The sequence below is a fragment of the Lactobacillus sp. B4007 genome, from assembly GCF_026535895.1.
Taxonomy (GTDB): domain Bacteria; phylum Bacillota; class Bacilli; order Lactobacillales; family Lactobacillaceae; genus Lactobacillus; species Lactobacillus panisapium.
The window spans coordinates 19988-40787 of sequence record NZ_JAFNPA010000004.1 but is presented as its reverse complement, the minus strand read 5'-3'; the positions used below and the strand labels follow the sequence as shown (position 1 = coordinate 40787).

The window sequence follows — 20800 nt, the reverse complement described above, 5'->3', positions numbered from 1 at the left end:
TCTCCTTTACATATCTTTGTTTAGTATACTGAAAAACATGTGCTTATTTTTTTAAATTTGTTCTAAATTAGTCGGCTCGTCTGGATCCGTTAACATAATTTTAACATCACTTGGTAAATTAGCATCGCCATTGACTAGGATTTGCTTAGCGGCATCGTAGGCTAGCTTAGCTGTATTATTGTGCTGACTGCGGTGTGCTAAAAAAATATGTTTTGTTTTATTAGAAACCACATCAAGTAGTGCTTGCCCCGCATCCTCATTGGATAAGTGGCCGACATCAGACAAAATTCGCTGTTTTAAAGACCATGAATACGGACCATTACGGAGCATCATATCATCATAATTAAATTCCATCATATAAGCATCAGCATCTTCAATTACCGCTTTGACTTTTTGCGATACATAACCTGTATCCGTCAAAAAGGCCATCCTTTTGCCAGCACTAGAAAAGACGTAATACTGCGGTTCCGCAGCGTCATGGCTAGTGGCAAAAGCAGTTACGTCAAGATCACCAAAAGTCTTCGTTTGTCCGGGTTCAATAATATTCATTTGCTGGACGGGAATTTGACCAATTTTGTGCGACTCACTTAAATATTCCCATGTTCCACTATTGGCAAATGCCGCAATTCTCGGATAGCGGCGCATTAATACCCCAAGTCCTTTACTGTGATCAGAATGATCATGGCTTAAAAAGGCCATATCAATATCGTTAATATCAACTCCTACTTCTCCTAATAACGTTTTGATTTTCTTACCAGATAAGCCAGCATCCATCAGGATTTTATGCTGGCCAGTTTCAATCAAACTGGTATTACCAGTCGATCCACTAGCTAAAACAGAAACCCGCACACCAATTTTCCCTTTCTAATTTTTCTGGACATTATACGAGCCACTCTGCAAAATTTGCGCTGTAAAAGCATTAACCCGTTTAACCGTAATATTTTTGGTTGCTTTGCTTTCGACTAAAATCAACCAGGTAGGAAGCATTATGGTGCTGCCACGTACTTCAGTCAACTTAGAATAGCCCAATTTTACTTGAATTACCCGCGAGTTATTACTGATTTCACGGTCAGTATACATGGCCTTCACCGCATGCCACGGGCTAATAATTAGTTGCGATTCACGCACAGAACTAATCGGTCCCATGTAAGAAAGCGTGTAATTAGTAATCTGATTATTATGCACATTAATCGTCAATTGTGCATCACCATCATAAATTTGACCATAAGACGTCTTTTGCACATAGCAGTAAGTATCATCCCCCGACATACTTTGGTCGTACACAAACTTTTTCCCATAAGGAACATTTTCCGGGTCATTTTTAAAATCTTCTAGCTGCTGCAAGATTTTTTTCCGATTACCATTGAGTAGTACTACAGCCTTCGGCGTACCCGTTAAAGAATTGTCCGCTTTTGAATAATGGGTTGTCACTTGCGTTAAGCCATTAGTTTTACGGGAAAGATAGTCCCGATTTTTTGCTGCTAAATAATAGCCTGACTGCTGCTTATGTGACAGATGCAGGGGCAGGTCAATTCCATCTGCCCGCATTTCCGCTCTAATACTGGTGGAAGTCGTTCCTGCAGTCGAACTTAGATTAATCGGTGAGCGCCAGATTTCGATTCCTAGGTAAAGGTCAATTAATAGGAAAACAACGAAAAATAGCCATTCAATTCTTTTTCTATCCATAATTACTTACCTTCTCCCTTACTTTTCACCGCTAGCTTATTAAAATCTTGCTTTTCCCATTCTTGCGCACTCTTCCACTGGTCGTAGGCTTTAATGTAATATGTTGGAATCAAGTTGACCAAGCTATCATGACTATGGTCTTTTTCAATTCGATATGCCACAATTATTCGCTGAATTTCCGTCTTTTTTAAACCGGCATTAACCAGACGCTGGATCACCGTGCCAGTAGCAGGCAGTGTCCGTGTTTGCCCATCAAATGGAATGGGAATTTGCAATTCTAAATTACTAAAGGCAACTTCTTCGGTATCTTGCGTCAATTTCGTGCTGACCTGAGGACTGTGTTTCCCCATGAAAACAGGCATGCCTTCAATGTAATTGCTATAGCTTAGCTTGTCTTTAGTTGTATCAAAATAGCGCAGATCCTGCTCACTTAGTCCTAATTTATGCACATACTCGACGCTATCAATCAAGCGGTCATTTTCACTTAAATTTTTCTGCTTTTCATAACGGGTATAGAGCATGTCATGCCGGCCGGCTTTAGCATCGGGCACCCGCAATTTGGTATAATAATTGAGTGAATAGGTGGTCCACCCTTTTTTATTATTGCTCGAGGTAACATTTGCCGTACCTAATAAGCGCGAGACAAAATAAGAATCAGTCTGGGTGTTGGTCAAGTAACTATAAACCCGCCAGTTTTCAGGTTGATCATAAAAAGTTTCATAACTATTTTTCATCCGTACAAATTTAACCGGTTTTTTAGCTCGTGCCTTAGCGGCATATTCGCGCAAGCGATTAAAGTTGGCATTAGCTATCTCAACGCAATAGATCGTTGTCGTTTTGTCATTGCCAAGATAAAGCACATCATTACTTGGCGAAATAAATGAGCGTCGGAATGTTTGATCCGTACTTTTTAAATTTTTCTTCGTAAACAAATTCACACTAACTTCATTAGGAAAAGTCAACTGTAAATATTTAGGGTCATTGAGCATCGCTTCATATTCTTCTTGATTGGAACTAACTTCTCTAATATTTTTATATTTCACCTCTTTTAGGTCTTTAATATATTCAAGTGGTAAATTCTTTTTGGTCTCATATAAGCGATATGGCTGCCCGTTTTTAAAGCCGTAAGCACTGGTTGGCAGATAAAGGTTATAGATGATCTGGTTTCGGCGACTACGCGAATTTTGACTAATATTATTAGTTTGGTCAATTCGGCTAAAATACTGATCATTCGTCATAATAAAGATCCACAAGAAGATCGAAAGAGCGAAAACAATAAAAGTACCAACTGATAATAATATGTCGCTAAACTTAAGCCTAGACTTCATCCCAATCATCCCCTTCATTCATCGGTTCATATGGCAAAGCAATATAGAAGGTTGAGCCTTTGCCTTCGCTACTATTAGCCCAAATCTTACCGTGGTGTTCTTCCACAATTTCTTTTGCAATGGCTAACCCTAAACCAGTACCGCCCTGTTCACGGGAACGCGCCTTGTCAACCCGGTAGAAACGATCAAAAATTTTAGAAAGATCTTCCCGCGGAATTCCCAAGCCTTGATCAGCAATGCTTAAAATGATCTGTTGCCGTTCTTGGCGCAATTTAATCGTAATCACACCACCATCCGGCGAATACTTGATTGCATTATTCATAATATTATCAATGACTTGGGCAAACTTATCAGTATCAATTTCAACCCATAACGCCTGCGAGCTTAGGATCCGCTTAATGGTATATTTCTTTTTGCCTTCTTTAGCGTCTGTTTTTACAATCATGTCGAAGCGGTCAAGAATATGAGACACGAAGTCATTAAAGTTGACCCATTCAACGTCTACTTTTGATACCCCACGATCCATGCGAGACAAGCTCAAAAGTTCATTAATCATCCGGATCATTCGCTCAGTTTCTTCTTGGGTAACCTGTAAGAATTGTGGCGCAATCTTAGGATCCTTCCATGCTCCCTCATTCAGGGTTTCAATATAGGCGTGCAGGCTCGTAAGCGGCGTACGCAATTCATGCGAAACATTGGATACGAATTGCTTTTGGGAATTTTCATTCTTTTGCTGCTCAGTAATATCGTGTAAAACACAAACACTACCAGAAACAAAGCCCGTCACTCTTTTAATCAGTGAAAAACTAGCATGTAAAATCACTTCATCGCGTGTGCCCTGATTAACAGTTAAAACAATACCTTTTTGACTGGCTATTAAGTCCTGCGAGGTTTCATCTAAGCCCAGAACGGAGGCGATTGGCTTATTAATAATTTGGTCCTCGGTGGTATTCAAAAAACTAAGTGCCATTTGGTTAACAACATTAACATTACCGTGTCGATCAGTCGCTAAAACCCCGTCACTCATGTGAGACAAGACGCTATCCAACCTTCGCTGTTCACTTTCAGACTCTTCTTGTGAGCGCTCGATTCTGACAGACAATGTATTAAAAGCTTGCCCCAATTGTCCTAATTCATCATTAGAATATATTTTTACCTGACTAGAATAATCACCGTCAGCAATATTTAGTGCTTGGCTCTGCATCTCTTCAATTGGCTTAGTAATCGCATGCGACACGACTAAAGACAAGATGGCACCCATCACAGCAGCAATCAAAGAAGTGACCAAAAACATTAATGAAATGTTGCGTAGGTCATTAAAAACGCCCTGCATTGATGCTCGAACGTAAATTGCACCGACAGTATTAGCAGAACCGTTACCGGCAGTAAGCGGTGTTACCTGAATCATAAAATCGCCGTGGTCATTAATTACCTTAGTGGCTTGCCTGCCCGTTGAGGTAACCTGCTTGACCAACGTATTATTGACCCGCTGTCCAATGCGCTTTTTATCATTTAGATTAGACACAGCCCGAATAATATCTTTATTATCAACAACAATAATTTCACTAATTGTGCCGATTCCATTGCTATAATCGCCAACAATCCGGTTTAAATTGCTGTTTGTATGCCGGTCGTCTTTTAAGAGCTGTGCGGACAACTGATTGCTGACAATAGGAAGCACTTGAATTGAAGATTGAAAGTTTTCAATACTATTTTGCTCTAATTGGCGTGTAAAATAAGCCCCAATTACTTCAATTGTGGCAATGATCATCGCCATAAAGACAATGGCTAAAGTTGTGTTAATCGAAATTGTTAAATGTTTAAACTTATTTTTTAGTTTCTTCATCTTTTTAATCAAATCAATATAAAAAGAAAGCTCGCATCGTGTTAGTTCTGCGGGCTTTCTTCATTATTCTTCAGTAGGCTGCTTTACATAATAGCCAACGCCACGGCGAGTCACTAAAATCTGCGGCTGAATTGGATTGTCCTCAATTTTTTCACGTAAACGGTGAACCGTTACGTCAACAGTCCGGACATCACCGAAGTAGTCATATCCCCAAACTGTCTGCAGTAAGTGCTCCCGGGTCATTACTTGATCCATATGCTGAGCTAGATAATAGAGTAACTCAAACTCACGGTGAGTCAACTCGATTTTTTTGCCTTCTTTTTCTACAATGTACGCGTCAGGCATAATTACCAAATTGCCAATGGCAATATTTTTAGTTGAAGTATCTTCGTTGGCACTTTCAATCTTTTTAACTATGCTGCGCCGACGCAAATTAGCCTTAACTCTGGCAACCAATTCACGGTTGGAGAAAGGTTTAGTAACATAGTCATCAGCCCCCATTTCAAGGCCCAATACTTTATCAATTTCTGTATCTTTGGCAGTTACCATAATGATCGGCATATCATGTGTCTGCCGCACTTCGCGGGCAACATCCAAGCCGTCCTTTTTTGGCAACATTAAGTCCAAAATCATCAAATCGGGATTATATTCATCAACTTTTTTGATGGCTTCTTCGCCATCATAGGCAGTGTCGACGTCGAAGCCTTCCTTAGTCAGGTTAAATTTTATTATATCTGAAATCGGTTTTTCGTCATCGACTACGAGAATTTTCTTTGGCATCGAAAGCCCCCTTTGCTTAACATTATACTGTTTTTTGCAACTTTAGCCAAAAAAGTCACGAAAATTTAATAAAAAACCTTGCTTTTTACTTGAAATAATAGCATAATAGTTCTCGTTGACCGTTAGTTCAGCAAGTTTGGGTGGCTAGCTCAGTTGGTAGAGCAACGGACTCTTAATCCGTGGGTCCAGGGTTCGAGCCCCTGGCCACCCATTATCTTTATGAAAGACAGCAATAGATTATCTATTGCTGTCTTTTGTTTCAACAAGTGCAAATATTTTAGCACGTTCTACCTGGATGTCAATCAGTTCACTAATCACTAATTTTGATTTACTACCTATAATTATGCGGATGATTTTTAATAGCTGACTAGTACTGAAATGGTTTTAGTGCTTTAATAAGTTCCTTAAAGTCATTTTTACATCTGCTTCTTCATTCAAAGAACTCAGAAAATAGTTTCCATTATCTAGCCATGTAAGCTCTACTTATTTTTCTTTATTTGGCCAGTTTTGAGTCAAAGTGGGAACTTTTTCTACAAAAAACAAAATTCTGCTAATTATTTTGCACAAAAACCTTGTCAAATGGTTTAATAATTGATATTATATTTAACGGTCAACAGAAACGGGTGGCTAGCTCAGTTGGCAGAGCAACGGACTCTTAATCCGTGGGTCCAGGGTTCGAGCCCCTGGCCACCCACCATAATGAAAATGGCACTGCAAGAAGTCGGTGCTTTTTTTATTGCCTATTTTTGAAAGCGCTTATTAATCCGTCTACTTAATATTAGTCAACACTTCTTTGACACGCTGCTTTAGTGAAGTGCTCGTCACCTTACGCTCAATGCCGGCAAGAAAATCATTTTTCCCTCTTTTCTTTTTTGAGTTTACAACTCACGCCGTTCATTGCCAACTTATTATCAACCTAAAAGCACTATGAGTTGCTTATTATGCCATTCACTTTTATATTGATAGTAACTAATCTCGGCAGAAGGGAGCAAATTAATTATGGGTAAAAAAACTTCTCGCTGGCTATTTGGAATATTATTATTGCTATTAATCGGAATAGGCTTATTTTCTTGGCGCCAAAAGCAACAAAAGGTTGCCGTGTCATCTTCTACAGCAATAACGCAAAACCAGCAAAAAACTGCCGCACACCAAGACACCATTCCAACAATCTATTTGCATGGTTATGGTGCAGGCGCACGGTCAACTAACAGCATGATTACTTACGCTGAAGAGCATGACAATGCGCATCGAGTTTTGACAGCCACAATTTCACGAAGTGGCCAAGTTAAGCTCTCTGGTTCCTGGCCCAAGAATACTAAAAGGCCACTAATTCAAGTTGTGTTAAAAGATAATACCAACAACGACTACTTTGTAACCCGTGAATGGATTCATAATTTGCTCTTACTGCTTAAGCGTAAATATCACATCAGTCGCTATAATACTGTTGCTCATTCAATGGGCAATTTAACGTTTTTATTTTATCAAATAAAGTATGGGCAAAATAATGCGTTGCCGAAACTCAAAAAGCAAGTTAATTTAGGCGCACCTTTTAACGGGATTATTGGCATGGATGACCAGCCTAATCGTAACCGCCTTGAAAAAACGGGCAAGCCGAAATATTCTTTTTCCACCTACCAATACTTATTAGAGCATCGCAAGGACTATCCAAGAGGAGTAGACATTTTAAATATTTTTGGCAATAAAGAAGATGGCACAAATTCAGATGATGCGGTTAGCGTCACCTCTGCCCGTTCTTTACGCTACTTAGTAGAAACAAGAGCCGCTAGCTATCATGAAATTGAAGTTAAGGGCCCTGGTGGTCAGCATAGCAAATTACACGAGAATAAAGCAGTCGCTAAGAAGATTGACCAATTTTTGTGGCATAACTAATTGAATAATTTAGGCAAAAAGGATTATTCATAAATATTTAATAAATAATGGCGTATACTTATATATAGTTGAGAAATTTCCCTATTAAAACTAGTGACTTCAAATTTTTAGAATAGGAGAAAAAGATGACTCAAATAATCGATGACTACATTGCTAGTCTAGCTACCCAATTAAATGCGTTATCCGCAGCCCAAAAAGAGGATGCACTCAATTTTTATCGTGCATTTTTAAGAAATGGCGATTGCCAAAGCAAAGAAGAGATTTTAATGGAGCTTGGTACTCCCGCCGCTCTTGCCAAAAAAATCAAGGCTGATTATAAGCAGATTACCCAAATAGCAGCACCACCGACTGACGAGAAAAAAACAAGTGATGGTTATTTCTTAAATTTTCACGCTAAAAAGACCCCACTGCAAAAAAGGACAATGCAACCCGGTGAGTTCTCAATAATTAGGCTCAAAGTCCGGAATAGTAAAATATTTATTCATCCGGGCCAACAGTTTGAAATTAATGTGGCTGATTATAGCAATTGTGCAATTGATATCCAGCTTAAAAATCATGTGTTACTAATCAAGGAGAAGGAAAATAGACCTGAAAATCGGCGAATTATACTTAACCGCCGTTTTCCTAGCTGCTCGGTTGAAGTCACCGTTCCCTCCCCTGACTCACTTACTTCAATTAGTGGTAGCAACCAAGATGGCAGCATTATTTTGCAAAATCTACACCTGCAAAATTGTTCACTACAAAAACAAGATGGAAAACTGTTTTTTAACAATTTAACAATAGCTCAAGAACTAACTGTTTCTTCAAAAGATGGCAGCACTATCATCACTCAATCGCAAATTACCAATTTTGTTTTACAAACCAGGAATGGTAATTTTGATTTCAAACGTAGTATTTGCAGTCAACTAGAGCTACAATTAAAAGACGGGAATATTAATATTAAACAATGCCATCTTAACCTTAAAATTACTGCTAAAGATGGCAATTTACGAATCATTCAAAGCCAGCTGATTAATGGCAACTTTATCCAAGTTGTAGACGGGGCATTACGGTTAAAGCAATTGAACCATGACCTAAATTTAAAAATAACGACCAAAAAGGGCAACATTACTTACCGCGGTTCTAGTATCGGCAGTCGTTTTAACAGTAAAAGTAAGGACAAGGATTCCTTGCGCGTGATTGCTAAAAATGGTGACGTCATCATGGCATGAATTCAAACTTTTTGTTCACAAAATGGTTCAGAAAAAGCAGAGCTTTGATGCCCTGTTTTTTTCGTCAAAAGTAATTTAATCTTGTCAATTTGAAGATTCTAACTTAGAATGCTATATAACATATAATATTAGGGGAGGGGAGCCATGGCTATTCAAATACCTACTCGTTTATTGGACGGTGCGGTTTTAGCTTTTTTAAAGCACGAAGATTTATACGGATATGCATTAACGCAAAACGTGCAAAAGGTTTTTGACATCTCCGAATCGACAATCTATCCGGTTTTGCGCCGATTGAAGAAAAATAATTATTTAACCACTCACGATGAACCATTTCAGGGCCGTAACCGGCGCTATTACCACATTACTGAAGACGGTCTAGCATTATTGGCAACCATTCAAGATGAGTGGCAGGACTTTAACAATAAAGTAGATCAAGTGTTGGGAGAAGAAAATGACTAAAGTAATTGATGACTATATCTTTGAGTTAGAACAAAATCTAACTGATTTGCCAGAAAAAGAAAGTCAAGATATCCTTGAGTTTTACCGCGAATACTTACTTGATGGCGATTTTGTTAGACGGTCAACTATTGAGCAGGAATTTGGAACTCCTAAACAATTAGCAATTAAAATTTTAGCTGATTATTCGACCAACAATAATACTTCTCCAATTAAAGCCAAGGCTCCACGGTCAAATCTAAAGGCTATTTGGTATATTCTGCTTGGTCTATGCGCTGCCCCGATTGGGATCCCACTAATTTTGGCCATCTTTTTGTTCTTGTTTGTATTCATTGCTATTTGTGCGGCCATCTTTGTTGCCTTTATTACGGTTTTATTAAGCCTATTCATAGTCGGTGGCTTTACTTTCTTTAAGTCAATCGCTCTGTTATTTACCAGCAACTGGGCAACTGGCTGCTATTATCTGGGGATTGTCCTTATTTGCCTTGGAGGTTTTCTTCTCATCTCGCCATTTATTGCCAAAGTAATCAACTTTTTGATTGCGGAATGTGCCAAACTGATGCAATTTATGGGGAAAAAGTTCTTCAAGAAAAATTATTATCAAACCAATTCTAACCAGAAGAAGGAGAATTAATCGTGAAAAAGTTTTTTCAAATAAGTGGCGCGATCCTAATTATTGGCTTTATTTTATTATTTATCGGTAAGCTCAATCACGGTGATCAAAATATTGCACGCACACACACAGGCATTTTCAATACTCTTAATTGGCAGCACAAAACCCAACATAAAGACGACGACGATGATGACTATGACGATGACGACGAAGATTACGATGATGAAGATGATGACGACGACGATGATGATGACGATTCATCACGACAATTTCATGAAAGTCAAACTTATAATGTGGCAAGCTTTGATAAAATCAAGCTTAAGGCTGGCAGACCAGACATCCGTATTTCATTAGGCAACAGTTTTCAAGTAAAAGTCAGCGGCAAAAATATTAAGACGATTAATACTGGTGTAAAAAGTGGTATCTTAACCGTTGAAGATCACGACACCCAAGAGAAAAATGATGGCAACTACGAAGTCGCAATTACCGTCCCAAACGCAAACGCGGTTAAGTCAATTACTGGTACATGTGCTGATGGTAATTTTGCGTTGAGTAATTTAAATGTCGCTAGCCTTGATTTAAGGGTTAACAACGGTGATTTTAATTTAGCTAAGGTTAAAGCCAAAACCGCTGATTTACACATAGGCCCAGGAGATTTAAAGATTGCTAATTCGAGAATAGCAAACAGCAACCTTTACTTAGATGTTGGCGATGTAGAAATTAATAGTAGCCAAATTAAGACCACTGCCTCGTTAAATGACAGCGATATTGAAATCAAGAATTCAAAACTGCTTGGAAATAGCACTTTTAAATTAAACGACGGTGATTTTGAATCATATCAGATGACTAATATCAGTTATGATTTATCAACTACTTCCGACAGTGATATCGAAGTTAAAGGGCGTGAGCAGCGAAAGCATTATAAGAAAATGTATCACGGGGCTCCTTTACTCAAAATAATTAGTAAAAGCGGTGATATCGAAATCAACTAGATTCAAATCATCTGACAAGCTAACACCTTTTGGCTAGGAACTTGATTAACAAGCAAGTATTTTAAAATTAAAAAGCCTTATTAAATAAACCGTTATTTAATAGGGCTTTTGTTTTGGATAAAACTAGCAAAATTAACTAAATAATTAAGCAAGTAATGGAAAGTATTGGGTTAAACACCCCATTGAATTACTACTAAAGACTGTGAATTCGCCACTTTCTAAAATTTACGTCCATAATTAGTATAAAAAGCTAGCTGCTTAAGCTTGATGCTGAAGTTAACTTAATTCAATTTTTATTACGGCTATTTTATTCTAGTTATCACTGATCTAACAACCATCTAAAACATAGTCAGAGCCATGATAGCCAACTACTCTGTTCTAGTCATCACTTATCTAACAACCATCTAAAACACATCTTTTTGCTTGTTTTTTAATTCAGCGGTTCTAGTCATCACTGATTTAACAACCATCTAAAACCAAAGATTTGTCAGAATTACATGCAAAATTGTTCTAGTCATCACTGATTTAACAACCATCTAAAACAGCAAGTCTTTCAAAGTATAAAACAATTGAGTTCTAGTCATCACTGATTTAACAACCATCTAAAACCGATATTTTATCATCAAATTTTAATGTAGCAGTTAATACCAGTCGACTAAACCTTCAATAACGTTATAAAAATAGGTATCCCCGGGAACAACCAAAAAATCCGAAGATGTGAATTCAATTAGTACTAATTCCTGCTTATCAAAATAACTGTTTTCAAGTTACAGTTTTGATGAATCTATAGAACTGTTTCAATTATAGCATATGATTCACTCAATATATTCTCAGCTAGATACAAATCAGCCCTTTGAATAGCTTTTTCTAGTCTTCATCAAAGCTAATTGCTAGCGGTAAATCTGCCATCAAATAATGCTGCTAAAAACGCATAATATCTTATTCTGTGCGACTTTATCCAGGCTATTAATACCCTGTTCCTACCATGTCAAAAGCTTTTTCAAATAAAAATATGAAGTAGTTCCATGCAGCAATTGCTACGCAATCAGTTTTATTTACCAAATTTAACCGCTTAAACAATTTTTACTGCCAGTTATGCAAAAAGAATTGCATTAGTTTTTAAAAGTATTTTAATTAAATCATCAATAAAAACTAAGAAATAGCAAAACTTCATCACAAAAAACTAGTCACAACAAGAGGTTAATTATGGGAAACTTTTTTAAACATATTTTCGCTGAACAAGAAAACAACAGCACAAACTTAAATTCACGTCAAATTGATTTACCACAGTTTACTGAAATAGATGCTGAAACATACACTTTTACTATTAATATTCAGGGTGGGAAAAATTATCAGGCTATTATTTCTAGTCAGGCTAACGAAAATGTAAACATTACTGTGGTTGGAAAAAAGCTACTAATTCGGGAGAAAAAGCCCCGGGCTAAGAAAAATCTAATTTATACTAAACAGGCACTCATCAATATTACATTGCCGCTAGATTGTGAGCTTTTACAAACAAAAATTAAGGCTTATGCAGGCAACGTCACGTTACTTCATCTAACCATGCAGAATTTAGACTTAGAATTGCTTGCGGGTTCGGCTAAATTAACTGACTTAATTGTTCACGGCGCAGCTAAAATTAATCTTTCTGCCGGCAGCCTTAAACTTCTGAACTGCAAGATGAATTTGAAGGCTGATCTCGCTGCTGGTTCAGCTAATATCAAGCAGCTGCAGGGACAAAGCAGCTTTATACTTGCAGCAGGCTCACTAACCATAATCGAAAATAAAAACGACACTACAGGTTATGACCTTAAAACCAGTGTTGGTCTAATTAGGTACCATCAAGAAAACCATCATCATCATTTTTATCGTAAATTTTCTGGACCAAATAGTTTAGTAGCCAAAGCACTTGCAGGTTCAATTATAGTCAAATGACAGAGCAATTGACTTGACATAATAAGTTTAATGAATTTCAACTGCGAACTGATTTCCGCGATTCCGCGTAAATCAGTTTTTTAGTTGCCCATCTTTCAGATTATTCTGGTACCCAAAAACCCCATAATTAGTCGTCCTAATCATGGGGTTTTCTGCAAATTAATAGCAAACATAGCTGTTAACGCTGAACATCAATCACAAAAGAATTGATATCACCACGATATTCAGCGATTGAATACTCAATCGGCTGCTCATCAGAAGTTAGTCCTTGAGTATGAAAGTAAAAAATCGGTTTATTAGCCGCAATATTTAAAAGATTGGCAGTCGTCTCGTCTGCTTCCATAACCTCTAGTTTTCTAATGACATGCGTCACCTTTAACTGATACTTCTCCAACGTGCTATATAAAGAAGCCGTGGAAAAATCGTAGTCGGCTAACTTGGGCACCCTTTTTTTAGGTACATAAGTTGTCACTAAAACAGTTGGTTGCTCATTGGCATAGCGCAAGCGGACCATCTTAAAAACCGGTTCTTGCACTTCGAGTTGTAAGTTTTTACTCACTTCTGGATTAGCTTTTTCTTCGCCAAAATAAAGTAAGTTCGTTTTAGGGTAAATCCCCTTAGAACTCATTTCCTCACTGTAGCTTTCAATCAGGTGCGTAAATTCCTGTTCAATTTTTACCTTTTTTACTAAAGTCCCACGCTTACGGCGGCGTTCCAAATATCCTTGATTAACTAAAAGTGAAATTGCTTGGCGAACGGTCGGCCGACTTACTTGGTAAGTGCTTGCTAATTCTACTTCAGGCGGAATGATTGTGTTTTGTGCATAAACACCAGTCTGAATTTTGTTTAAAAGATCGTTAGCAATTACGCGATATTTCGGAAGATCTGTTTCAGCCAATTAAACCCACTGCTTTCTTTTTATTTATTTTATATCATTATATTAATAGTATAACATTAAAAAAGCCAGTATTAAAGCAGTTTTTTATCTTGCTACGGCCATTTCTAGCGAATTTAAAGATCAATTGCAGTAACATTATCCGCAGCAAACCGCTTTTTTAATGCAGCAATAATTTTGACGCCTGAACTAGTACCAATTCTTTGCGCACCAGCCGCAATCATTGCCAAAAAGTCATCTGTATTCCGTATTCCGCCAGCTGCCTTAACCTTAACTTTTGTGCCAACCGTGTCTTTCATCAACTTAACATCTTCGACTTTAGCTCCTGAGGTACCAAACCCAGTTGAGGTTTTGATAAAATCCGGTTCGACTTTTTTAGCAATCAGCGCCAGCTGCTTAATCTCGTCTTTGGTCAAGTAGCAATTTTCAAAAATTACTTTGCACGGAACATGCTGGTTGTGGCAAGCTGCTACCATCTTTGTCATTTCTTCCTCAATATATGACCAATTATGCGCTTTGACCTGGGTCAAATTTACGACATAATCAATTTCATTTGCCCCATTTGCCAATGCATCTTTAGTTTCTGCCACCTTAGAAGTAATTGTTGTTTGGCCCAACGGAAAACTAATCGCGGCTCCTGTATCGATATCCGTTCCGGCAAGTTGAGCGGAACAAAATTTGGCTTGCACTTGGTTAATGGCAACCATTTTAAAATGGTACTGTTTAGCCTCATCACAAAGTTTTTTCATATCTGCTTCAGTTGCATCAGCATGCAGATTCGTATGATCAATCAGCTGGGCAAAATCATCAATCGTATATTTCATAATTCCTTTCTCCTTTTTGTAATTACATAATTAAATTGTAGCTATTACTGAAACCGTTGTCAATAACTAAAAAACAGTGTAAAAATATTAATTGACTTGTGGAAATCGATTACATATAATGTTGGTTGTAAAGATTATGTAATTACAAAAAAGAGGCGATAACAGTGCAAATCTTATTAACTTCACATGGTCACCTAGCAAGTGGTATCAAATCAAGCTTTGAATTTATTGCGGGTAAATCTAGTCATTTAATGACTATCGAACTAGATCAGGATGGTATCGGTTCGTTTCAAACGCGGCTAAAAAAATTATTAGAACCAAGAACAGAGCCCATCTTAATTTTAGCTGATCTGAAAGGTGGAACACCGTATAACGAGGCTTTTAAACTTTACTTAATGCGACCGCAAACCATTCGGGTAGTCAGTGGCTTGAATTTACCTATGCTACTTGAATTAGTGCCGCAATTAACTGAGCAATTGACTTTAGATGAGGCTGTAGCAATTGCCCTTAATGCCGGAAAAGCTGGAATTGACGTTGCACACGATGAACCAGATGATGATGAACTTGAATTCTGATTATTTGAAAAAGGAGTAGAAAAATGAGTATTTCAGTTGTACGAATTGACGATCGCGTTATTCACGGCCAGACAATGACTAGATGGACAAAAGCACGTCCTGTCGATGGTATTTTGGTAGTTGGCGACAATATTGCACATGATAAATTGCGCCGAAAAGTTTTAAAGGCTGCAGCTAACGAATTAAAGGTTGGCATTTATACCGTAGCTGAAGCCGGGGATAAAATTGCCAAGGGAATTGCATCAAAGAAAAAATTTTTCTTAATTAGTGATTCCCCTAAAACTTTTGCGCAGCTTGCAGACATGGGGATTGATTTTGGCAAAGTACTAAATGTTGGTCCCATGAATACCCGACCAGGAACCAAGGTTTTAGGGCGAACAGTCGCATTAGACCAAGCTGATTACGATGCTTTCGAGGATATTGCTAATCATGGAATTGAAATCCAATTTCAACTATTACCAGATGATGAAATTAAGCCTTGGTCAACCATGAAAAAGAAATTTGATTCAATGTCTTAACTATCTTTGGAGGCAATAATTATGAATAATTTGTTTTTTCCAGCTTTACTGACTGGCATCTTTTGTTACCTTGGTGCGATTGAATCGCCTTGGCTATTTGGCATGTCAGGTGGATTTTACATCGTCGGCCGACCGCTGGTAGCCGGACTGCTAGTTGGGCTCACTTTTGGGGATGTTAAAAACGGTATCCTATGCTGCTTAGCCGTCCAAGCCGTCTTCATTGCCAACTTGTCAAAAGGTGGCGCAACTAATAGTGAAATAACCTACGCAGCCTATGGTGGGATTGGCTTAGCCATGGCTACTACCAAAAATCCCGCAATTGCCGTTACACTGGCCATTTTCATCGGGCAAACCTTCGGTCTAATTTTCTATAATGGCCGAATGGCACTTTACTCGTTTTGGAACACGCGCGCAGAAAAAGCGGCCCATAACAATGACGACCGCCAGATTGTGCTAAACCACTTAGTTTATCCGCAAATTACCACTTTTCTCTTACGTGCTGTTCCCGTTTTTTTTAGCAATTTTCTATGGTAAAGGCTTAGTTAATTGGCTGATCAACAGCATTCCAGCAATTGTTACGCACATTATTCAAGTTTTGGGCGGTGTCCTGCCAGCCTTAGGAATCGCAATGCTCATGAGTATTGTTATTAAAAATAAAGCACATTTCATCTTCTTTTTTGCCGGTTTCGTACTGCTGGCTTTTGCCAAACTAAGTATGATTGCCATTGTATTTATTGCTGCGTTGGTAGCTTACCTTTATTATGTCGCTACAGCAAAAAACAATCAGCCTGCTGCTAGTTCAGCCGATAGTGGGCCTGAGGCAGTCGATACGGATGATACCTATGAAGATGAAGACTTATTTTAAAGAAAGGACGAACAAGGATGGCTACTAAAAATACCCAAGAACCGCAAAAATTGCTGTCAAATCATGAACTTAATCAAATTTGGTACAGATGGGGTTTTACCCACCTCAGCTCAATGAGTTATGAAAAACTGCAGGGCCATGCCTGGGCTTACTCTTATTTACCCTTTGCCCGTAAATATTAAGGCCACTCTGATGGGTCCGCTGGCTGGCATTGGAGATTCGCTTATTCAAGGAATAATTGTTCCGATTTTACTATCAATCGCAATGAGCTTAGCCAAAGGCGGCAGCCCAGTCGGACCACTCTTTTATATCATCGCCTATGGCATTATTGGGCCAACGATTTCTTACGTTGCATTTCATAGTGGTTATCGCCTTGGTGTTGGTGCAATTGATACAATCGTTGGTGAAAACTCGAAAAGAATTACTGATGCATTCAATATCTTAGGTGTAATGGTTGTCGGTGCACTGGCAGCTAACACGATTGTTTTAAAAACTGTTGCCAAAATTCCTTTAGGAGGTAAATTTCAACCTTTACAAACCGTTCTTGACGGCATTTTCCCTGGTTTGCTTCCTTTAGCCATGGTTATTTTGGGCTGGTGGCTAGTCTCAAGTAAGCAGTTAACCGCCACTAAAGTAATTATTATCATGGTCGTAATTGTTACAATTTGCTGCTTGATTGGTTTATTTTAAACAAGCAAATAATCCTATTTTCGGCTAATGATTTTAAAGCACACATTAATTATGTGCTTTTTTTGTTTTCAAGTGTAAAAATATGACGCCCTTTTTCTTATTGTGCAATTCATGATAAAATTACCTAATACTGTTATTGAAAGAAGGGTTTCATGGGCAAGCATCAATACTATTACCATCTCTTAACTGACGATTTAGTAGATAGTCACCAACAAGATTATCAGTTGCCTGACGATTATTCGCTTTTTCCCCCATCACGCTGTGGCAAGATCTGGGCAAAAATAGTTCGCCCACTGGGACATTTAATTAGTTTTGTCTATATTCACCTAATTTTGCACGTTCATTTAATTGGAAAAGAAAAGTTAGCTAAAGTACGTAATCAAGGATACTTTATTTATGGTAATCACACCCAAGCTTTTGGTGATGTTGTTTTACCACTTAGTATTATTCCTGTTCAAAATTATTATGCAATTGGGGCACAAGCCAACTGGGGCATCCCCATTTTAGGCAAATTGGTATTACCATACTTTGGTCTTCCTATCGGCAACGATCTTGCACAGTCTGGTAAACTAATTAAGGCTGTTTCAACTGTAATTAAGGCAGGCAAAACGGTCGTCATTTATCCTGAGGCTCATGTCTGGCCGTATTACACTAAGATTCGGCCGTTTCCTAAAACCAGTATGCACTTTCCGGTGGCATTGAATGCGCCTAGTTTTACCATGACCACAACGTATACCAAGCCAAAATGGGGTAAACGACCACGAATAACTGTTTTTATTGACGGCCCTTTTTATCCCGCTACCCAGCTTAGTAAAAAGCAGCAACAAGAAAAATTGCACGAGCAAATTATTGCAGCAATGCAAAAACGTGCAAATTGCAGTAACTATGAATATTGCACTTACCAAAAAATTTAATTTAAGGAGTTCAAAATGAATATTCTTTTTTGCGGTGATTCAAACGCTGAAAATGGCATTCTTATCGCTATTCTTTCTTTGCTTAAAAATAGCGGATCCGAAGAACTCCATATTTACATCCTAACGATGTACACCCAAAGTTTTAAAAAGAAATTTAGTCCCTTTAGTAAACACGCGGCTGATTACCTCAAATCGCTTTTGGTTGAGCAAAATCCTAAAAGTACGTTAAAATTAATGGATTGTACTGGCTTATTTGTCCGCGAACCGTTAGTGGCCAATATGAGTACCCACTTTACGCCTTATGCAATGCTACGGCTTTATGCCGACCAGATTCCCCAGCTGCCAGATAAGATTTTGTATCTTGACGCTGATGTGATTATCCGTCGCAGCCTAGTTGATTTTTACCAGCAAGATCTTACGGAAACAGAATTCGTCGGTGTGCTTGATTACTGGGGACGATTTTTCTTCCATAATTTGCATGAGCACAAGGTCTTTGACTACGTTAATTCAGGCGTGTTATTACTAAATTTGCCAGAAATCAGAAAGACTAACTTATTTGTTAAAATTAGGCACCTTTTGCAAACACGAACTGTTCCAATGCCGGATCAATCGGCGCTCAATCACTTTGCGACTAAAAAGAAAATTGCACCGCGCCGCTATAATGAGCAGTACAAATTGCAATCTGATACCGTGATTCAGCACTTTACGACCAGCTTTCGTTTTTGGCCAATCTTTCATACTTTGACCGTCAAGCCATGGCAAGTTGAGCGTGTTCATGAGATTTTGAAATTGCACGAATACGATGATATCTTAACGCAGTACCTTGATTTAAAAGATAACTTAGTTCAAAATTAATATTTAATTTGGAGATATATATACTATGACTATTCCTATTTTTTATGCTATTAGTGATGATTTTACTAAATATGCAGCTGTTTCATTAAATTCATTAGTTAAGCATGCTGATCCAAGTAAAGACTACACTGTTTACTTTTTAAGTCAGGATCTGGCAGACGAGCACAAGCAAGATTTAGTCGACTTGGGCTCCGACAATGTTCACGTTAAATTCTTTAAGATAAATGATGAAATTGTTGCTCCGATTGAAAACCGGCAGGAAAACTATTTACGGGCAGACTTCTTTACAATGTCTATTTTCTACCGTCTATTCATTCCTGACCTTTTCCCGCAATATGATAAAGCAATCTATATTGATAGCGATACCATTATTAATGATGACATTGGCAAACTATACGAAACCGAACTTGGCAATCACTTATTTGGTGCATGCACGGATTCATCAATTCAGTTTGTCCCAGAAATGCTGGCATATATCAAAGATGTTTTAGCCCTAGAGCCTAAAAAGTATATCAACTCCGGTATGCTAGTATTAAACTGCAAAGCATTCCGCGACGAAAAGTTCATTGATCACTTTATGGATTTGCTGGAAACTTATCATTTCGACTGCATTGCGCCTGACCAAGACTATTTAAATGAAATTGGTGACAAGCGCATTTTGCACCTCGATCCTAAGTGGGATGCAATGCCCAACGAAAATACCGAGCCACTTGCATCACCAAGCTTAATTCATTACAACTTGTTCTTTAAGCCGTGGCATTTTACTGCAATCCAATATGAAAAGTACTTCTGGGCTAGTGCTAAGGAGACCAAGTTCTACCCTGAATTAAAGGCAGAACTTGAAAACTATACTGATGAGCAACGTGAACAAGACCGTGGCAAGCTCAATCATATGCTTGCAAAAGAAGATAAGGTAGTCAACGACCCTAATAGCTGGGCGCAGGTTAAGAAGCGGGGTTCAGTCAGTTTATGATTATTGGCGACAATCGTGAAAAAGTAATCGAAAATATTAAAGCGGCTGTAAGCCGGGAAGATTGGAATGCAAAAGTTGAACTTGGCGATCCGGTTCTATCATTAAAAGAACGTAAAAGCTTGGTTAACAGTTTTTGGTCAGAGCAAGACACAATTAAGGGTAAGGTCAATAATAAAATCGGCCATTTATTCTTTAACGCGTTAACAGGCTTGTTTACTTCTACCACTAAATTTGTGGGGCTTGAAAACTTAGAAAACCTGCCTAAAGGCGGCGCAATTATTACAGCTAATCATTTCAATCAGCTGGATTCATTGCCAATCAAGCATTTAGCCAATAAAACTCATCACAATTTAGCTATTGCCATTGAGGACACTAACCTAAAATTGCCAGGTTTTCTATGCTATTTAATGAATTATGTTGGCACAATTCCCTTAATCAAAACCCCTAGTTATGTTGGTACGGAATTCCCCCAGCACCTTCACGATGTACTTGAAGACGATAATTGGGTTCTAATCTACCCTGAACAGGAAATGTGGTGGAATTACCGGAAGCCGCGGCAGTTTCAACGTGGTGCGTACTATTTTGCCGCTAAACAAAATGTACCAGTCATTTCTACTTTTATTGAGCTTCAAACAACCGATAAATTGGAAAAAGACCACCCTAATTTTTATCAAAATAAGTATGTGGTCCGTGTTCTACCGACTATTTATCCAGATGTAAAACTGAGCGCTAACGAAAACTCGAAGCGAATGCTGAAACAAGATTATCAGCAAAAAGTGGCCGCTTTCGAACAAGCCTACCATCGTAAGCTAGATTACGATTTTACCCCGTGGGATATCGCAGGCTGGCGCTACAATTATCAAAATAAAAAATAATTCGATAGACTTAACCGTTCTTATCGACTATGATAATAGTGGAGTTATTTTATTTTATATATATTAAGAAAAGGGGTTT

Annotated in this window: 19 protein-coding genes, 2 tRNA genes, 2 pseudogenes and 1 CRISPR repeat array; of the genes and pseudogenes, 16 read left to right on the top strand and 7 right to left on the bottom strand. The window is 38.2% G+C overall.

Features of this window, described 5'->3' with window-relative positions:
* Positions 1-51 precede the first annotated feature (51 nt).
* The 5 genes from J3U54_RS07095 to yycF form a co-directional block, all read right to left on the bottom strand.
* Positions 52-849, bottom strand: a complete 798-nt coding sequence (locus J3U54_RS07095; RefSeq protein WP_103752743.1) for an MBL fold metallo-hydrolase — start codon at positions 847-849, stop codon at positions 52-54.
* Between the two features lie 15 nt (positions 850-864).
* Positions 865-1686 (bottom strand): two-component system regulatory protein YycI, encoded by an 822-nt coding sequence (locus J3U54_RS07090; protein WP_267385584.1) that lies wholly within the window; start codon positions 1684-1686, stop codon positions 865-867.
* A gap of 2 nt (positions 1687-1688) precedes the next feature.
* Complete coding sequence (locus J3U54_RS07085; protein WP_267385690.1) at positions 1689-3023, bottom strand: hypothetical protein; 1335 nt, start codon at positions 3021-3023, stop codon at positions 1689-1691.
* Positions 3004-4860, bottom strand: coding sequence for a cell wall metabolism sensor histidine kinase WalK (gene walK / locus J3U54_RS07080; RefSeq protein WP_103752740.1), 1857 nt, complete (start codon positions 4858-4860; stop codon positions 3004-3006). Before walK ends, J3U54_RS07085 begins: the two co-directional genes overlap by 20 nt.
* Positions 4861-4923: 63 nt before the next feature.
* Positions 4924-5640: a response regulator YycF gene (gene yycF / locus J3U54_RS07075; protein WP_267385583.1), complete on the bottom strand. Its 717-nt coding sequence runs from the start codon at positions 5638-5640 to the stop codon at positions 4924-4926.
* A 138-nt stretch (positions 5641-5778) separates the two neighbouring features.
* Between yycF and J3U54_RS07070 the strand changes: the two genes are divergently transcribed.
* The 8 genes from J3U54_RS07070 to J3U54_RS07035 all read left to right on the top strand — a co-directional run bounded on the left by J3U54_RS07070 (position 5779) and on the right by J3U54_RS07035 (position 12737).
* Positions 5779-5851, top strand: a tRNA-Lys gene (locus tag J3U54_RS07070).
* Between the two features lie 410 nt (positions 5852-6261).
* Positions 6262-6337 (top strand) — tRNA-Lys (locus tag J3U54_RS07065).
* A gap of 302 nt (positions 6338-6639) precedes the next feature.
* Positions 6640-7530: an alpha/beta hydrolase gene (locus J3U54_RS07060; protein ID WP_267385582.1), complete on the top strand. Its 891-nt coding sequence runs from the start codon at positions 6640-6642 to the stop codon at positions 7528-7530.
* A 125-nt stretch (positions 7531-7655) separates the two neighbouring features.
* The gene (locus J3U54_RS07055; protein WP_103752737.1) at positions 7656-8741 is read left to right on the top strand and encodes a DUF4097 family beta strand repeat-containing protein; all 1086 of its coding nucleotides are present in this window, start codon (positions 7656-7658) and stop codon (positions 8739-8741) included.
* A gap of 144 nt (positions 8742-8885) precedes the next feature.
* Positions 8886-9200 (top strand): PadR family transcriptional regulator, encoded by a 315-nt coding sequence (locus J3U54_RS07050; RefSeq protein WP_103752736.1) that lies wholly within the window; start codon positions 8886-8888, stop codon positions 9198-9200.
* A complete protein-coding gene (locus tag J3U54_RS07045) occupies positions 9193-9831 on the top strand; it encodes a DUF1700 domain-containing protein (RefSeq protein ID WP_103752735.1) in 639 nt (212 codons plus the stop codon). The genes J3U54_RS07050 and J3U54_RS07045 overlap by 8 nt, the downstream gene beginning before the upstream one ends.
* Before the next feature lie 2 nt (positions 9832-9833).
* Positions 9834-10802, top strand: coding sequence for a DUF4097 family beta strand repeat-containing protein (locus tag J3U54_RS07040; RefSeq protein ID WP_103752734.1), 969 nt, complete (start codon positions 9834-9836; stop codon positions 10800-10802).
* A gap of 309 nt (positions 10803-11111) precedes the next feature.
* Positions 11112-11411: direct repeats of the CRISPR family, unit length 36 nt; unit sequence GTTCTAGTCATCACTGATTTAACAACCATCTAAAAC.
* 597 nt (positions 11412-12008) lie between these two features.
* The gene (locus J3U54_RS07035) at positions 12009-12737 is read left to right on the top strand and encodes a DUF4097 family beta strand repeat-containing protein (RefSeq protein ID WP_267385577.1); all 729 of its coding nucleotides are present in this window, start codon (positions 12009-12011) and stop codon (positions 12735-12737) included.
* A gap of 178 nt (positions 12738-12915) precedes the next feature.
* Here J3U54_RS07035 and J3U54_RS07030 read toward each other — a convergent pair whose 3' ends face one another.
* Positions 12916-13635 (bottom strand): GntR family transcriptional regulator, encoded by a 720-nt coding sequence (locus J3U54_RS07030; protein WP_103752732.1) that lies wholly within the window; start codon positions 13633-13635, stop codon positions 12916-12918.
* A gap of 113 nt (positions 13636-13748) precedes the next feature.
* Entirely contained in the window at positions 13749-14456 is a 708-nt protein-coding gene (deoC, locus tag J3U54_RS07025; protein ID WP_220220539.1) for a deoxyribose-phosphate aldolase, read from the bottom strand.
* 164 nt (positions 14457-14620) lie between these two features.
* Between deoC and J3U54_RS07020 the strand changes: the two genes are divergently transcribed.
* The 8 genes and pseudogenes from J3U54_RS07020 to J3U54_RS06985 all read left to right on the top strand — a co-directional run bounded on the left by J3U54_RS07020 (position 14621) and on the right by J3U54_RS06985 (position 20721).
* Positions 14621-15031 carry a PTS sugar transporter subunit IIA gene (locus J3U54_RS07020; RefSeq protein WP_220220538.1) on the top strand — a complete coding sequence of 137 codons (411 nt, stop codon included), beginning with the start codon at positions 14621-14623 and terminating at the stop codon, positions 15029-15031.
* 23 nt (positions 15032-15054) lie between these two features.
* Positions 15055-15549: a PTS system mannose/fructose/N-acetylgalactosamine-transporter subunit IIB gene (locus tag J3U54_RS07015; RefSeq protein WP_103752729.1), complete on the top strand. Its 495-nt coding sequence runs from the start codon at positions 15055-15057 to the stop codon at positions 15547-15549.
* Positions 15550-15570: 21 nt separating this feature from the next.
* A pseudogene (locus tag J3U54_RS07010) lies at positions 15571-16414 on the top strand (PTS mannose/fructose/sorbose/N-acetylgalactosamine transporter subunit IIC).
* A 17-nt stretch (positions 16415-16431) separates the two neighbouring features.
* Positions 16432-17104, top strand: a pseudogene (locus tag J3U54_RS07005) (PTS system mannose/fructose/sorbose family transporter subunit IID).
* A 152-nt stretch (positions 17105-17256) separates the two neighbouring features.
* Positions 17257-18018: a lysophospholipid acyltransferase family protein gene (locus J3U54_RS07000; RefSeq protein ID WP_103752728.1), complete on the top strand. Its 762-nt coding sequence runs from the start codon at positions 17257-17259 to the stop codon at positions 18016-18018.
* Positions 18019-18033: 15 nt separating this feature from the next.
* A complete protein-coding gene (locus tag J3U54_RS06995) occupies positions 18034-18873 on the top strand; it encodes a glycosyltransferase (protein ID WP_103752727.1) in 840 nt (279 codons plus the stop codon).
* 25 nt (positions 18874-18898) lie between these two features.
* Positions 18899-19846 (top strand): glycosyltransferase family 8 protein, encoded by a 948-nt coding sequence (locus J3U54_RS06990; RefSeq protein WP_103752726.1) that lies wholly within the window; start codon positions 18899-18901, stop codon positions 19844-19846.
* A complete protein-coding gene (locus tag J3U54_RS06985) occupies positions 19843-20721 on the top strand; it encodes a lysophospholipid acyltransferase family protein (protein WP_103752725.1) in 879 nt (292 codons plus the stop codon). Before J3U54_RS06990 ends, J3U54_RS06985 begins: the two co-directional genes overlap by 4 nt.
* The last annotated feature ends 79 nt before the right edge of the window (positions 20722-20800 follow it).